Annotated in this window: 14 protein-coding genes; 8 read left to right on the top strand and 6 right to left on the bottom strand. The window is 68.3% G+C overall.

All coding sequences use genetic code 11. The annotated features are described in order from the left end of the window. The first annotated feature begins 7 nt into the window (after window positions 1–7). Entirely contained in the window at window positions 8–1453 is a 1446-nt protein-coding gene (locus IZR01_RS30070) for an MBL fold metallo-hydrolase (RefSeq protein WP_194925846.1), read from the top strand. A 22-nt stretch (window positions 1454–1475) separates the two neighbouring features. On the opposite strand, the gene IZR01_RS30075 is transcribed toward IZR01_RS30070, so the two are convergent. From IZR01_RS30075 to IZR01_RS30095, 5 genes are all read right to left on the bottom strand, one after another. Next, window positions 1476–3140, bottom strand: coding sequence for an MFS transporter (locus IZR01_RS30075; RefSeq protein ID WP_194895326.1), 1665 nt, complete (start codon window positions 3138–3140; stop codon window positions 1476–1478). A 131-nt stretch (window positions 3141–3271) separates the two neighbouring features. Continuing rightward, on the bottom strand, window positions 3272–3703 hold the full coding sequence (gene moaC / locus IZR01_RS30080) for a cyclic pyranopterin monophosphate synthase MoaC (protein ID WP_212007321.1): 432 nt from the start codon (window positions 3701–3703) through the stop codon (window positions 3272–3274). A gap of 179 nt (window positions 3704–3882) precedes the next feature. Further along, window positions 3883–5124, bottom strand: a complete 1242-nt coding sequence (gene glp, locus IZR01_RS30085; RefSeq protein WP_194895325.1) for a molybdotransferase-like divisome protein Glp — start codon at window positions 5122–5124, stop codon at window positions 3883–3885. Between the two features lie 102 nt (window positions 5125–5226). Next, a complete protein-coding gene (gene galU / locus IZR01_RS30090) occupies window positions 5227–6147 on the bottom strand; it encodes a UTP--glucose-1-phosphate uridylyltransferase GalU (protein WP_194895324.1) in 921 nt (306 codons plus the stop codon). A 14-nt stretch (window positions 6148–6161) separates the two neighbouring features. After that, window positions 6162–6848, bottom strand: coding sequence for a GGDEF domain-containing protein (locus IZR01_RS30095; protein ID WP_194925847.1), 687 nt, complete (start codon window positions 6846–6848; stop codon window positions 6162–6164). A gap of 41 nt (window positions 6849–6889) precedes the next feature. Here IZR01_RS30095 and IZR01_RS30100 point away from each other — a divergent pair, with 41 nt between their 5' ends. The 5 genes from IZR01_RS30100 to IZR01_RS30120 all read left to right on the top strand — a co-directional run bounded on the left by IZR01_RS30100 (window position 6890) and on the right by IZR01_RS30120 (window position 11942). After that, a complete protein-coding gene (locus IZR01_RS30100) occupies window positions 6890–7552 on the top strand; it encodes a 5-formyltetrahydrofolate cyclo-ligase (RefSeq protein ID WP_194925848.1) in 663 nt (220 codons plus the stop codon). A 66-nt stretch (window positions 7553–7618) separates the two neighbouring features. Then, complete coding sequence (locus IZR01_RS30105; RefSeq protein WP_194925849.1) at window positions 7619–9949, top strand: ATP-binding SpoIIE family protein phosphatase; 2331 nt, start codon at window positions 7619–7621, stop codon at window positions 9947–9949. Between the two features lie 199 nt (window positions 9950–10148). Then, the gene (locus IZR01_RS54435; protein WP_194925850.1) at window positions 10149–10532 is read left to right on the top strand and encodes an FmdB family zinc ribbon protein; all 384 of its coding nucleotides are present in this window, start codon (window positions 10149–10151) and stop codon (window positions 10530–10532) included. 136 nt (window positions 10533–10668) lie between these two features. Further along, window positions 10669–11223, top strand: coding sequence for an RcpC/CpaB family pilus assembly protein (locus IZR01_RS30115; protein WP_194925851.1), 555 nt, complete (start codon window positions 10669–10671; stop codon window positions 11221–11223). Window positions 11224–11270: 47 nt separating this feature from the next. After that, a complete protein-coding gene (locus tag IZR01_RS30120) occupies window positions 11271–11942 on the top strand; it encodes a nitroreductase family protein (protein WP_194895318.1) in 672 nt (223 codons plus the stop codon). A gap of 7 nt (window positions 11943–11949) precedes the next feature. On the opposite strand, the gene IZR01_RS30125 is transcribed toward IZR01_RS30120, so the two are convergent. Next, window positions 11950–12516: a hypothetical protein gene (locus tag IZR01_RS30125; protein ID WP_194895317.1), complete on the bottom strand. Its 567-nt coding sequence runs from the start codon at window positions 12514–12516 to the stop codon at window positions 11950–11952. 80 nt (window positions 12517–12596) lie between these two features. Between IZR01_RS30125 and IZR01_RS30130 the strand changes: the two genes are divergently transcribed. After that, window positions 12597–13889, top strand: a complete 1293-nt coding sequence (locus tag IZR01_RS30130; RefSeq protein WP_194895316.1) for a serpin family protein — start codon at window positions 12597–12599, stop codon at window positions 13887–13889. A 68-nt stretch (window positions 13890–13957) separates the two neighbouring features. After that, window positions 13958–14527: an FHA domain-containing protein gene (locus IZR01_RS30135; protein ID WP_194895315.1), complete on the top strand. Its 570-nt coding sequence runs from the start codon at window positions 13958–13960 to the stop codon at window positions 14525–14527. Window positions 14528–14629: the final 102 nt, after the last annotated feature.

Raw genomic sequence — 14629 nt, forward strand, 5'->3', positions numbered from 1 at the left:
TGAGCCGATGCTCGGTCCACTCATAAGTTCGACGGGACACGCGGGCTTACGCCTTCAGACGCAGAATCTGCGAGTGCTGTGTGACCCATGGGTGTCACCGGGCGGCGCGTACCTCGGCGCGTGGTTCCCGTTCCCGGACAACAGCCATCTGCGGGCGGTACCGGGGCTCTGGGACGCCGAGTGGGTCGCCGTGTCGAGCGCGCATCTGGACCACATGGACTTGGCGTTCTTGTCAGCGCTCAGCGACGGCGTCCGAGTAGTGATCCCCGAGTATCCGTCCTCCGCCTTTCGGGACCGGCTCTGCGCGGCAGGCGTCAAGGAGATCGTCGAGGTCGCGGCCTGGGAGCGGCTGCCGCTCAACGACCGGGGCGACTGGCTGACCGCGATTCCCGAGCAGTCGCCGGCGGACCATCGCGCCGCGTTCCTGATCGTCGCCGACGGCGTTTCCGTGTTGCACTGCAACGATGCGCAGCTGTCCCTGTCGCAGACACGCCGGGCCATGGTCGAAGTCGGCGGACCGTTGGACCTGATCGCGCTGGACGCGTCGGAGCCCAGGTTCAGAGCGGTGAAGCGGCTGGTGCGCTCTGTGAAGCCGCGTCTGGTGATGCCATACGCGGGACCGGCATGCTTCCTGGATCCGACCCTGGCACAGCACAACCAGCACAACCAGCACATCTGCGAGCCCGGCGAACTCCCGGCCGAGACACTGCGGATGTTCCCCGGGGACAGCGTCCGCATAGCGCCCACAACCCATGACGTCATAAGGGATCCGCACTGGGAGGGATTCGCTTATAGCAAGCATCTAGATGCGTACGCCTCCTCACGCGCGCAGGAGATCGCCGAAGTGTGGGCAGCGCATCCGGATCCCGGTGCGGGCTCAGGCCTTGCAGCGCGCTTCAAGGAGCACTTCGTACGGCTACGTCGGCTGAGTCCGTACTTCTTAGAGCGAATCACCATGACGGTACGCTTCGACGTGTCTGGAGCCGATGGCGGCGTATGGGACGTTGACCTCGGGACGCCCCACTCCCAACAGGCTCCTCAGTACACATTCGGTGTGGAATCTCGCTGGCTGGACGCAGTACTCAGCGGGGAGATCCAGTGGGAAGACTTGTTCTTGTCGCGGCGTCTCCTCATAGAGCACACTCCGGATGCCGATGGCACCTACCTGTTCGGTTTGCTCAAGCACGCCGACGCAGAAGCATTGCGCGCTATAGAGGACTACGACAAGCGCGACCCGAACGCGACCGTCACCTTAAGCTCCGGTGATCGCGCCTTCGAGGTGACGCGCTATTGCCCGCACTCAGGTGAGGACCTCGCTGAAGGAGCGGTAATAGACGAGGCACCGGAGGGTCTGGTTCTGCGCTGCCTAGCGCACAACTTCGACTTCTCACTCACTACCGGCCTGTGCTTGAACGCCCGGTGTGAGCCCATCAGTGTGGCGGCGCCTGCCTAAGACCGGTATGCGGTCCGATCCTCTATGCGGTCGCGGTCTGTTTAGCGGGTGTCGACCCAGACAGGTAGCCGAGGCCACCAGTAGACGGCGTACGTCCAGACCGCATGAAGTACGTACCGATCAGCGCGATCAGGCCGGCTATAGCGCAGGCGATGAACATCTGCGTATAGGCAGTGTCTGTGAAGACCGCCGCGCGCTCCGTTATACCGGTCTTCGGATCAGGTGTCCCCGCGAGCACCGTCTGCCCGGCCACCACCAACTTCACAGGATGGGCCGCCTGGAACGCCGCCGCTATAGCGGTCCCCACCGCAGTGCCTATGGAGTTGGACACTCCGAGCATCCCCGCGGTGATGCCCTGTTGTTCCGGCGGAGACGCTTCCACCAGCAGGTTCGGTGTTGTCGCGTAGTACGCACCGAATCCGACCCCGAAGACGATACCGACAAGGGCAAGCGTCAGCGCTCCATGATGCCACGCGGCGTATATACCGCTGGTCAGGGCGAACGTGAACATACCGACCAGCAGCGGTCTGCGCGCCCCGATCTTCCCCGACAACTGCCCCGAACCCGCACCGGAGATCATCGACACCGACGAGCCATATACCTGGACGTGGAAAGCCAACCCCAGCAATGTGAATCCGAGAGCGTAGCCGACGTCTCCCAGGACCTTCACCGGGACCTGATTCGGCTGCACCATCCCCTTGAAGCGGGCCGCCGCGCCTTGTTGCGCCGCGGCTATCAGTTCACTGTGGCTCGGGGTGGAGACCATATAGGGGATCGCGAAGGCTTGGATGCCCACCACGATCGCGGCGAAGAACCCGACGAACAGCACCACCGAGACCTGTGGCGAGAACAGCAGCTTCAGATCGATGATCGGCTGGCTGACTCTGCGTTCCAAGACGACGAACGCCGCCATGAGGACCAGGCCGAGGATCAGGTAGCCGAGGTAGAGCGGATCGGTCCAGCCGACGTTCGCCCCGTTGGAGACGTACAGCAGCCCGAATCCGACGCCGCCGGCCAGCAGCAGCGCACCCAGCGGGTCCAGCTTCTGCCGGGCGCGGAACTTGGTCTCCGGGCAGATCAGGAACACCAACGGCAGCGTCACCACCGTATAGATCGCCAGGAACCAGAACAGCGACTTATAGCTCCAGCCGGCACTATCGGTCAGCACTCCGGAGAGCATGATCCCGCCGACCCCGGACACCCCGAGCCCGGTGGACACCAGCCCGATCGCCAGCGGCACGTACTTGCGCGGGATCAGGTCCCGGATCAGGCCGTAGGCGACGGTGGCCGCGGCGATCGCCACCGCCTGGAACGCCCGGCCGATCAGGAACATCGTCCAGTTGCTCGTGGTCGCGCAGATCACCGAGCCGAACAGGAACGACACGCCGACGGCCAGCAGCATGTTGCGTTTGCCGTACAGGTCGGACAGCTTGCCCAGGATCGGCGTCGCGGCCCCGCCGACCAGTCCGAACACGATGGTCATCCACGCGATGTTGCTCCCCACTCCGGGGAAGCTGCGGCCGATCAGCTGGGCCGCCGGGGAGACCATCGTGTACTGCAAAGGCGCGACCTCGGCGAACAGCACGACGACCACGATGACGGAGAAGATGCGCGCCCGGGACGCGTGATCCAGGCGCCCGGTGTCGTTCTCAGGCGGTGATGCGGGCGCGGTACTCGATTCGGTCATGGCGCGTCCTTGAGATCTCGGGGAGATGTCCGATCGGCCTAGGGCCACGACCTGTGAGAAGCCTCACAAGCCGCGTTCGGGGCACCATGACACCGAGACCTTCAAGTCGCAAGAGTTATCGAGTACGTGTTCTAATCCGGCCGCGACCAGTCTCCGGAGACCCCGCCGGATTTGGCCTCCACCTGCACCTTCGTCAGCACCGCGGCCGGGTCGACCGCCTTGACCATGTCAATGACCGTCAATCCGGCGACCGCCACCGCCGTCAGCGCTTCCATCTCCACGCCGGTGCGGTCCGCGGTCTTCACCGTCACGGCGATGGCCACGCCGGCGTCCTCGACCTCCAGCGCCACCTTCACCCCGCTGATCCCGATCGGGTGACACAGCGGCACCAGCTCAGAGGTCTTCTTCGCGCCCATGATGCCGGCGATGCGCGCCACCGACAGGGCGTCGCCCTTGGGCACGCCCTCGCCGCGCAGCAGCTCCACGACCTCGGGTGAGACCTCGACGAAGCCGGTCGCGCGGGCCTGGCGCGCGGAGACCGGCTTGGCGGTCACGTCCACCATGCGCGCGTCGCCCGCGGCGTCGATGTGGGTCAGGCGGTCGGACTTGCCGCCCGCGGCAGACCTGGCGGACCCGGCGGAGCCAGAGGACCCGGTCGCGCGGGGCGCGCGGGGCGCGCCGTTCGCTCCTGCCGGCCCTGCTGCCCCGTCCGCCCCCGCTGCGGCGGCGGCCTCCGCGGCCGTCACCGCGGACCGCCGTCCAGCACGATCACCTCGACGTCGTCGCCGTCCACCACCTCGGTCACGTGCTCCGGCACCACTATCAACGCGTTGGCCAGGGCCAGGTCGCCGACCAGATGCGAGCCGTGCCCGCCGACCGGCCGCACCGACAGCCCGACCGGGTCGAACACCCCGCGGGCGAACTGGCGCTTGCCGTCGGGCGACTTGAAGGCCCCGAAGCAGGTCGCGGTCACGGTCTTGCGGGGCCCGGTCTCGATCCCCATCATCTTCTCGATCGCCGGGCGGATGTAGATCTCGAAGGAGACGTAGGCGGACACCGGGTTGCCCGGCAACGTGAAGATCGGGATCCGGTCCTCGCCGACCGTGCCGAAGCCCTGCGGCATCCCCGGCTGCATCGCGACCTTGGCGAACTCCACGGTGCCCAGGGTCGAGAGCACTTCCTTGACCACGTCGTAGGCACCGACCGAGACCCCGCCGGTGGTGATCACGATGTCGGCGCGGATCAGCTGGTCCTCGATCGCGTCCAGCACGCCCTGCGGGTCGTCGCCGATGATGCCGACCCGGATGCCGGTGGCGCCCATGGCGTTCACCGCGGCGGTCAGCGCCGGACCGTTGCCGTCGTTGATCTGGCCCGGGCCCAGCGGGGTGCCCGGCTCGACCAGCTCGGAGCCGGTGGACAGCACCACGACCCGCGGGTGCGGGTGCACCGGGGCGTGGACCTGGCCGATCGCGGCCAGCAGGCCGATCTGGCGCGGGCCCAGGTGAGTCCCGGCCTTGAGCACGACGTCGCCGGCCGTCACGTCGGAACCGAGTATCCGGATGTGCTCGTTGCGCTCCGGGGCCCGGGTGATGCGCACACTCTCCGTACCGCGGTCGGTCCACTCCAGCGGCACGATCGCCTCGGCACCGTACGGCACCATCGCACCAGTCATGATGCGCAGGCAGGTACCCGGCTCCAGGATGCCCTCGTGGACCGAGCCGGCCGCGACGTCGCCGAGCACCCGCAGCTCCGCCGGGCTGTCCTCGCCGGCACCCTCCAGATCGGCCAGGCGCACCGCGTAGCCGTCCACCGAGGAGTTGTCGAACGGCGGCAGCGAGATGGCCGAGACCACGTCGTCGGCCAGCACCAGCCCGTTCACGTCGGTGATCGGGAGCTCCATCGGGGCGAGCAGTTGCACGGTGTCGAGGACCGTCTTCAGGTGGTCGTCGACGCTGCGCATCGTCGCGTTATCGGAATCGGACATGCGTCCATCATCCCTTATGCCGCCGACGCAAGCGCCGCTGGCGGAGTGATCTGTATCTATCTGTATCTATCTGTATCAATTAAGGGGAGGGAAGCCGGTGCCTCAGGACTGGAAGCCCTCACGCACATAAGACGACAGCCAGTCACGGAACTCCCGGCCGAGGTCGGGGCGGTCCACCGCGAGCTGCACCACGGTCTTCAGGTAGTCGATCGGGTTACCGGTGTCGTAGCGGCGCCCGGTGAAGACGACACCGTGGACCGGCCCGCCGATGTCCGGGTCACTCGCCAGGGTGCGCAGCGCGTCGGTCAGCTGGATCTCCCCGCCGCGTCCCGGAGGGGTCTCGCGCAGGACCTCCATGACCGCCGGGTCCAGCACATAGCGGCCGATCACGGCCAGGTTGGAGGGCGCCTGGGCTGCCGAGGGCTTCTCCACCAGGTCGGTGATCTGGATCAGGCTGGTGTGCGCCTGGGCCAGGCCCGGGCCGTCGGCCGCCGGCTTCACCGCGGCACAGCCGTACATGTGGATCTGCTCTTCAGGAACCTCGATGAGCCCGACCACGGATCCGCCATAGCGCTTCCGGACCTCGATCATCGCGGGGAGCAGCGGATCCCGGTCGTCGATGAAGTCGTCACCGAGCAGGACGGCGAACGGTTCGCCGTTCACATAGGACTCCGCCTTGAGGACGGCGTGCCCGAGACCCTTGGGGTCGCCCTGCCGGACATAGTGGACGTTCGCCATCTCCGACGACGCCCGGACCTGCTGTAGGCGCTTCTCGTCGCCCTTGGCGGCCAGCGCTTCCTCAAGCTCTGCGGCGCGGTCGAAGTGATCCTCCAGCGGCCGCTTGTTCCGGCCGGTCACCATGAGGATGTCGGTCAGTCCGGCGGTCACGGCTTCCTCGACGACGTACTGGATCGTCGGTTTGTCGATGACCGGAAGCATCTCCTTGGGCGTCGCCTTGGTGGCCGGCAGGAACCGCGTTCCCAGACCTGCCGACGGGATGACTGCTTTGCGAACCTCCACCATAAATCGGGACGCTATCAGGTGATCCGCCAACTTCCATGAGAGTCACGTTTAGCTTCCATGAGTTGTTCATCAGCGACGCGCAACAGGGTCGCGGCATGGGTCCCGTGGTCGGGGAAGATCACGCCGCCGACGGAGATGGTCAACTGGAACGGGCCCTGCTCCGCATCCGAGTCCGGACCTGCGTCGAAAGTAAGTTTGCGGACCGCGTAACACAGCCTCTCGGCGACCTTCGTGGCCGTCTCGGCGTTGGTTCCCGGCAGAATGAGGACGAACTCCTCACCGCCGTATCTGGCGAAAGTGTCGGCGTGTCGCACTTCCAGCGCCAACCGCTGCGCCAGCTCGCGGAGCACGGCCGAGCCGCGCTGGTGGCCGTGCGCGGCGTTCACCTGGCGGAAGTCGTCGACGTCGATCATCAGCAGCGCCCCGCCGATGCCCGTGGTGCGGGCGGCCTCCAGCTCCCGGGCCAACATGCCCTGCAAGTGGCGGTAGTTCCACACCCCGGTCAGCGGGTCCAGCGCGGACAGCCGCTCCAGGTCCTCCCGGCCCTGTTCCAGCCCGGTCACCTCGCTGGCGGCCTCGGCCAGGGCGGTGCGGGTGGACTCCTCCAGGTGTTCCAGCCGCCGACGCAGTGCCAGGTTCATGCCGCCTAAGGCCGAACAGGCCACCGCCAGCAACACCAAGCCGAGCGCCGTGAGAGACATGGGTGGGGCTCCTCTCCCGACCTGGCATTCTTGAGCACAGCATGACGAATCAATCCAACGACCCGGCCCATGCCAAGGGCACGATCCGGTCACGGTTGCTGGCCGCCCGGCGCGCGTGCGCCCCGGAGCGGCGCGCGGCGTGGTCGAGCGCGGCGTGCGAAGTGCTGGTGGGACAGATCCTGGTGGGGCAGGTCGGTGCGGGAGGCGTGGTCGCCGCCTACGCCTCTTTCGGCACCGAGCCGGACACCGGCCCGTTGCTGGCGGGATTGCGCGGGCGCGGTATCCGCGTCCTGTTACCTATTCTAGAGAATGACATGGACCTGTCGTGGGGGTACTACTCCGGCCCTGATTCACTCGTTCGAAGGATCCCGCCGGGCGGCTCGCGACCGAGCCCGATCCCGGAGCCGGCCGAGTCACTGGGCGTGGACGCTGTGTTGTCAGCCTCCTGGATCGTGGTCCCGGCCCTCGCGGTCTCACCCAGCGGTCACCGGATGGGCCGGGGCGGCGGCAGCTACGACCGGGTGCTGGCCAGGATCGAGGCGTCCCCGCGCGCCGTACGCCCCCGGGTGGCGGCCCTGCTCTACCCGGGCGAGCTCGATGTCGACCTCCCCTTGGAACCGCACGACCGGCCGGTGGACATGGCGGTCGCCGGGGAGACCGTTCGCGACTGGGACGAATCTCCCGGCGAGGTTCCCTCGCGCTGAGGGGACCGCTAGTGGCAGACTCGGCGCTTAAAGAACGCAGGGTCGGCAGAGCGGTTGGTACCTCACATGCGACGTCAGCCGGGGACCGGGGAACAGCTCCCGCATGCCCGGCCGCGGCCGGCCGCCGAGCTGGTGCCGGCGAACAGCACCCAGACCGCGGCGATCTCGGTCCTGGAGGCCCTGCCCGACCCGGTGGTGGTGCTGAACCACCGAGGCCAGATCACCGGCTGGAACCCGGCCGCCGAGGAACTGTTCGGTTGGTACGGCGAAGAGGTGCTGGGCCGGCCGTGGACCGAGTTCGTGGTCGTCGACGACACCAACGGCAACGCGCTGTCGCACCTGGACGCCATCGGTTCGACTGTCCAACGTGGCGGGACGTGGGAGGGTTCCTTCCCCATCACCACGCGTAACGGCGACTCATTGCTCGCCCGGGTGCGCGCGGCTCCCATGATGAGCGGCGGCATGGTCACCGGCACCGTGGTGACCGCGATCGACCTCTTCGGCTCCGACGCCAGCCGGGACGACCAGCAGCGAGCTGCGGCGCGGGCCGCGGTACGCGCCGCGGTGTTGTCCCGTGCGGGGATGCAGTTAGGGACCTCCCTAGACACCGGCCGGACTCTGGCCGCGCTCGCCGAGATCCTGGTACCGGCTTTCGCCGACACCTGCGTCGTGGACCTGCTGGATGAGAACGGCACTGCACAGCGCCTGGTGACCGTGCACAGTACGGACACCTCACCGTGTCCCCCTATGCGTGCGGGTACAGAGATCCACTACCCGGCGCGCCATCCTTGTGACCGTGCGCTGCGGACCGGACGCCCGGTCCTCATCCAGGGCGCGCCGCGGGTCAAGGCGCTGGATCCGGATGAGGAGTGCGACCGCAAGGCGCTCCTGCTGGATGCGAAGTCGCTGATCGCTGTCCCGCTGTTGGCGCCGAGCGGCGTACGCGGAGTATTGGCGATCGCGCTCACTGAGGACGCCGACCCGACGCCCCGCTATGACACCGCGGACTTGGAACTCGTCGAGGAGTTGGCGGCGCGGGCCGGACTCGCTCTGGAGAACGCGGCCATGTTCGACCGGCAGCGGACCCTGGCCCTGGCTCTACAGAAGTCGCTACTGCCGACCGATCTCCCGCTCCCTGATGGTGTCTCCATCCGCGTCGGCTATGCGCCGGGTGCCGCTTCCGAAGTCAGCGGAGACCTCTACGACGTGGTCGAGCTGTCGGCGGGGCGGATCGGCGTGGTCATCGGAGACGTACAGGGACGCGGTGCGCACGCCGCTGCCGTGATGGGACAGCTGCGCGCCGCTCTGCGCGCTTACGCGGTACTGGATGTTCAGCCCGGACAATTGCTCTCCTATCTGGATGAGCTGGTCCGTGGGCTGAACGAAGAAATCCTCGTCACCTGCGTCTACGCCATCTACGACCCCTTCACGCGGCGCTGCGCTTTAGCGAACGCCGGACATCCGCCGCCGCTATTGGCTTCCGCACACGGCACCTATCCGATGGAGGTGCCGCCGGACGTCCCGCTGGGCATCGGTCCGCTCGGACCGGGTGGCGGCAAGGGCGCCGTGCAGTTCGAGGATCACATCTTCAGCATTCCTCCCGGGGACGTCCTGGTGATGTACACGGACGGGGTCGTGGAGCGACGCGACCAGTCGGTGGACACGGGAGTGCGCACTCTGTGTCTGGCCATCGAGCGCGTAGTGCGCGAGCCTCGGGCGATCTGCCGGGCCGCCCTGCGGGCCGCCGGCAGCGAGGCGCACGACGACCAGGCCGTGCTCGCCATGGCGACGTCCACCGTCGACCTCCCGCTGTCGCGGCTGGCGCTCCCGGCGCGCCCCGAGGCGGCCTTCGCGGCCCGGCACCACACCCGGGCCGTGCTTCGCGAGTGGGGCCTGAGCGAGCACGCCGAACTGGCCGAGCTGCTGGTCTCCGAGCTGATCACGAACGCGGTGCGGCACGCCAGCGGACCGCGCCCGACCCCGTGGTCGTTCTCCGACTCCGACCAGTACCCGGAGCCGGAGCCGCCGCCGATGGCCGAGGACATGATGGAGCTGGCCGCCGTCCGGGAGTACGCCGACCACCTCGGCGCCCTGGACGAGGACAACGAGATGGACCTGCTCGCCGAGCCCGGCCTGCTGGACGAGCTGGGGATGCTGGACGGCACGCTGACCGCCCCCGGCGGTTCGCGGCGGCTGGACCTGGTGCTGCGCCGGGGCCTGCGGGCACTGTGGATCGAGGTGCACGACCCGGACGTACGGTTGCCGCGCATCCGGCAGGCCGCGGAAACAGATGAGGGCGGCCGCGGGTTGTATCTCGTGGACGCACTGTCGGCCCGATGGGGCGCGCGGCCCACCGACGCCGGTAAGTTCGTCTGGTTCGAGATCCCGTTGTTCTGAGGTCCTGATGTTCTGGGGTTCCGCTGTACTGCGGGCCCGTTGTTTCGAGGGTCCTCTGAGCGCGTGACAGCCGGTCTGAGCGGTCCCATAAGTGACGTGTGTCACGATACTGCCCCACCGCATTGGACAGTCCACGCACCGATCCCGCAGAATTGGCAGTCTGGCGGCCAGAGTGCCAGGTCGATGAAGGAGTTTCCCCGTGCCGACTTACCAGTACCAGTGCAAAGACTGCGGTGAGGCGCTGGAGGTCGTGCAGAAGTTCACGGACGACGCGCTGACCGTGTGCCCGAACTGCCAGGGCGAACTGCGGAAGGTCTTCTCCGCCGTGGGCATCGTGTTCAAGGGCAGCGGCTTCTACCGCACCGACAGCCGCGCGGCTGCGAGCTCGTCCACGCCGCCGTCGTCCTCGTCGAACGGCTCGTCCGGTTCCTCGGATTCGGGCAGCTCCGGCGGCTCGGGCAGTTCCGGCGAGTCGAAGGGCTCGACCAAGGCCTCGACCAAGGGCGAGTCGTCCTCCTCGTCGTCGAGCACCTCGTCCTCGTCGTCGTCAAGCTCGAGTTCTTCGTCGTCCACAAAGAGCTGAGCCACCCCGGTTATCCACCGGGTTATCCACAGAACCACCCCAGTTATCCACAGGCTGCCCGGCAACCGGTGGACAGGCTGGACGGCCCCCTCCGATCATTACTCCCTGAAGCGTCCCGACTACGCCAGGGGGAGCAATGCCGACACCCACCACCACCCGCCCGAAGCTCATCGTCCGACTGACCGGCCGGCGCCACTCGTCCCGCACCCGACGGCTGCGCGTCCTGGGCGCCGCCGGTTTCGCCGGGGTCTCGATGGCCCTGCTGACCGCCGAACACTCGGCCCCACCGCCGCGCCGCCCGCCCCGGTTCGCGGCGGAATCCCTGATGAGCGGCCTGGTCGCGGTCCCGGTGCGGTTCGCCGACCCCGGCAGCACCGGATATCTGCGCCCCGGCGACCGGATCGACGTGCTGGCCGCCCGGGACGGCGGTCCGGGCGGACCGCCGGGCCCACCCGACGCCCTCGCGGGCCCGGCTCCCGGCTCCGACCCCGGGCCGCCACGGGCTGAGACGGCTGTCGCCACGGACGTCTCGGTCCTGGAGATCGCGCACTCCGCGGACGCCGGTTCGCTCACCCGTTCCGCCCCGGACGACGGCGGCCTGGTGTTCCTAGCTGTGGACAACGCGACCGCCGTCCGGCTGGCCCGGGCCGCCGTCGCGGACCGCCTGAGCTATGCCCTGCGCCATGACTGAGCGGGCGCTTGTGCCGACCTCAGGGGAAACCTACTGTTCGGTACACCATGGACATTTACGAAGCGCTCTACACCACCCGGGCGATGCGCCGGGTCAAGCCCGACCCGATTCCGGAGTCGGTCCAGGCTCAGATCCTGGACGCCGCCATCCGCGCGCCCTCCGGGGGCAACGGGCAGAACTGGCGATTCCTGCTCCTCGACGACCAAGAGAAGAAGAACCTCCTCGGCCCGCTCTACCGCGACGCCATGGACCAGCTCTACAAGACCGTCTACGCCCCGCTGCTGGCGGCCATGGCCGCCGACCCGGACAGCCCCGAGTCCCGGCAGATGGCGAAGGTCACGAAGTCCTCGCAGTGGCTCAGCGAGCACTTCGAGCAGGTCCCACTGTTCCTGTTCGCCTTCGTCCAGCGCGACCGCACCGGCGGCTCGATCTACCCGGCGGTCTGGAGCGCGCAGCTGGCGGCCCGCGCCCAGGGCGTCGGCAGCTCGCTGACCACGATCCTCGGCGGCTTCCATGATCAGGAGGTCAAGGAGATCCTGGGCGTGCCGGCCGAGGAGAAGTGGACCCAGTCCTGCTGCGTGTCCTTCGGCTACCCGACCGGACGATGGGGTGTCGCCCCGCGCCGTCCCGCGCACGAGGTCGCGTACCGGAACGGCTGGGGCGAGCCGGTGGGCTTCACGGTCGACGAGCCGCTGTGGCAGCCGTCCACCGAGGCCTGATCGGCGTCTAGCCGAGGGCCTTCTCCTGGATCAGGTCTGTCAGAGCCCTGACCGCGTCCGCCTTGGCCGGCGACTCGGTGGCGTCGCGCAGCTCGGTGAGCCGGTCCAGGACGTCGTGCACGTCGGTGTCGGGGGAGGCGGCCTCGTCGAGGTCCACCACGACGACGGTGTCCGCGTCGGCGTACTGGACCCGGCCCTCTTTCAGGACGACGAGGCTCTTGGTGCCGCCGGCGGCCTTGCGCGGGGCGCTCTTGCGCTTCGGCTTGGCCGCCGCCTTCTTCTCGTCCTTGTCCTCTTTCTCGTCTTTCTCGTCCTTCTCCTCCCGGAGATCCTTCTCGTCCTTGCCTTCTTTGCCGTCCTTGTAGTCCTGGCTGTCCTTCTCGTCGCTCTGCTCGCCGACCTCGGCGACCGGCTCCGGCTCCACAGCGGCTTCCGCAGGCACCTCCCCGGCGTCGTGCGCGAGCGGCTCGACATCCTGTTGCTGCGGGATGTCAACGACTTCCCCGGATACTTCCTGATCCTCGTTCTGCGGCATCGCCGGGCTGGTCATCGGGGGCACGGTCATGGCGTTCATGCCCGCTTCAACGATCAACCCCGGACGCGGTCACCCCCTCGCGGGGGAAACCGAAACGGCCCGGCCCGCGTCCAATCCGCATGCCACGCAAGCAGATAGCCGCGATCGCCGCCGTGTCCCTCGCCGCCCTGACGGCGTGCGCCTCCTCCGGCAGCAGTACGCGCGGCCACGGTTCGCCGGTACGCACCGGCCCCGTGCGCGTCGACGACGCGCGGTCCTCCGTCGGACCGGCCGAGCTGAGCTCCGCCTCGGCCAGCGTGAACGCGTTCGGCGTCGACATCTTCCACTCCGTCTCGGACGGCAGCGAGGGCAACGTCATGGTCTCGCCGACCAGCCTGGCCACGGTGCTGGCGATGCTGATGCCCGGCGCCAAGGGGCAGACCGAGGCCCAGATGGCCAAGGTCCTGCACACCACCATGCCGGCCGGCCAGTTCGCCGACGCCCTCGGTGCGCTCGACTCGGCGACCGTGCAGCGCGAACTCGCCGACAAGGCGGACCTGCAGCAGTACGACACCGTGTGGACGCAGAAGGGCTACGGCCTCCAGCAGTCGTATCTGCAGGCGCTGTCCGCGGCCTTCGACACCGGCGTCCACGAGACCGACTTCACGAACCCCGATGCCGCCCGCCAAACGATCAACAAAAACGTCGAGGACCAGACAAACGGCCTCATCAAGGACCTCTTCGGACCCGGTTCTATGACCGCCGACACCCGACTCGCGCTCACCGACGCGCTGTACTTCAAGGCCGCGTGGGCTGGGTCCTTCGACAAGAACGAAACCGCGGACAAGCCGTTCCACCTGCTCGACGGCAGCACCGCGAACGTCTCCATGATGAGCAACGAGAGCAGCCTCGGCTACGCGTCCGGCAGCGGCTGGCAGTACGCGGAACTGCCGTACCAGCAGGACCACATGGCGATGGGCATCCTGCTCCCGTCAACCGAGTCCTTCGACGCCTTCCGCAAGACGCTGACCGCCGACAACCTCAGCGCGATGATCAACGCTGCCTCGCCGGCCACCGTCGCCCTCGAACTCCCGAAGTTCACCTTCGACACCGGTGCCCAGCTGGTACCCGCGCTCCAGAAACTGGGCATGACCTCGGTGTTCGACCCGAGCTCGGCGGATCTGAGCGGCCTGCCGGCCCAGGCCGAACCGCTGCACGTGGGCGCGGTCGTGCAGAAGACCCACATCGCCGTCGACGAGCAGGGCACCACGGCGGCCGCGGCATCAGGCGTCACGGTGGTCGCCGGCGCCGCCCCGGAACCGCCGCACCAGCCGACGGAAATGCACGTCGACCGGCCCTTCCTGGTCCTGATCCGGGACACCGTGACCGGCCAGATCCTGTTCCTCGGCCAGGTGACCGACCCCCGCGGGTAACACAGGGCTCGATCACACCCCACACTCTTGCTGGACACCCGATCCGCCGACATTGGACAATCTCTTCCATGGGAGGTCCTTCGTTCGGGAGCGCGGCGTGGCAGCCGCCGGACTTTCGGCCGTCCGACGCCGAGCGCGACGACGCCATCGAAGCGCTGTCGGCCGGCGCCCAGGCCGGCCGGCTGTCCAGCGACACCTTTTCCCACCGCATCGACCGGGTACTGGCGGTCCAGTCGCACAGCGAGCTGACCCAGCTCGTCTCCGACCTGCCGATCCCGCCCGACAGCCCGGGTTTGGGCCAGCGGGTGGTGAACGCCGTCTCGGCCGTGGCCCACTTCCGCTTCAAGGTCAAGGCCGCCTGGCGCGGCCCCTCGCTGCCCCGCCTGTCCCTGCCCGGCGGCCAACAGGGCACCCTGCGCATCGGCCGCATGCCCGAATGCGACCTGCAGCTGTTCGACACCACGGTGTCCCGCTACCACGCCGAGTTCCGCCGCTCCCAAACCGGCTGGTTCCTGGTCGACCTGGGCTCCACCAACGGCACCCGGGTCAACGGCTGGCGCATCACCGCCCCCACCGCCGTCCACCCCGGCGACGAGGTCTCTTTCGGCTCAGTGGTCTTCTCCCTCAACAACCGCTGACCCACACCCGCGCCTTCCCCTGTTCGGGGCAATAAACGGTTCCCGAGGCCCCACCGCGGCAACAGGTGCGGACATGACGACCGACGCCCCGAAGCCCCCGCC

Source organism: Catenulispora pinisilvae (genome assembly GCF_015356865.1).
Taxonomy (GTDB): domain Bacteria; phylum Actinomycetota; class Actinomycetes; order Streptomycetales; family Catenulisporaceae; genus Catenulispora; species Catenulispora pinisilvae.

Coding starts and splice junctions, on each gene's coding strand:
- IZR01_RS30070 (WP_194925846.1), top strand. CDS start 8: ATGCTCGGTCCACTCATAAGTTCGACGGGACACGCGGGCTTACGCCTT.
- IZR01_RS30075 (WP_194895326.1), bottom strand. CDS start 3,140: ATGACCGAATCGAGTACCGCGCCCGCATCACCGCCTGAGAACGACACC.
- moaC (WP_212007321.1), bottom strand. CDS start 3,703: ATGGTGGACGTGACCGCCAAGCCGGTCTCCGCGCGCCAGGCCCGCGCG.
- glp (WP_194895325.1), bottom strand. CDS start 5,124: ATGTCCGATTCCGATAACGCGACGATGCGCAGCGTCGACGACCACCTG.
- galU (WP_194895324.1), bottom strand. CDS start 6,147: ATGGTGGAGGTTCGCAAAGCAGTCATCCCGTCGGCAGGTCTGGGAACG.
- IZR01_RS30095 (WP_194925847.1), bottom strand. CDS start 6,848: ATGTCTCTCACGGCGCTCGGCTTGGTGTTGCTGGCGGTGGCCTGTTCG.
- IZR01_RS30100 (WP_194925848.1), top strand. CDS start 6,890: ATGACGAATCAATCCAACGACCCGGCCCATGCCAAGGGCACGATCCGG.
- IZR01_RS30105 (WP_194925849.1), top strand. CDS start 7,619: ATGCGACGTCAGCCGGGGACCGGGGAACAGCTCCCGCATGCCCGGCCG.
- IZR01_RS30115 (WP_194925851.1), top strand. CDS start 10,669: ATGCCGACACCCACCACCACCCGCCCGAAGCTCATCGTCCGACTGACC.
- IZR01_RS30120 (WP_194895318.1), top strand. CDS start 11,271: ATGGACATTTACGAAGCGCTCTACACCACCCGGGCGATGCGCCGGGTC.
- IZR01_RS30125 (WP_194895317.1), bottom strand. CDS start 12,516: ATGAACGCCATGACCGTGCCCCCGATGACCAGCCCGGCGATGCCGCAG.
- IZR01_RS30130 (WP_194895316.1), top strand. CDS start 12,597: ATGCCACGCAAGCAGATAGCCGCGATCGCCGCCGTGTCCCTCGCCGCC.
- IZR01_RS30135 (WP_194895315.1), top strand. CDS start 13,958: ATGGGAGGTCCTTCGTTCGGGAGCGCGGCGTGGCAGCCGCCGGACTTT.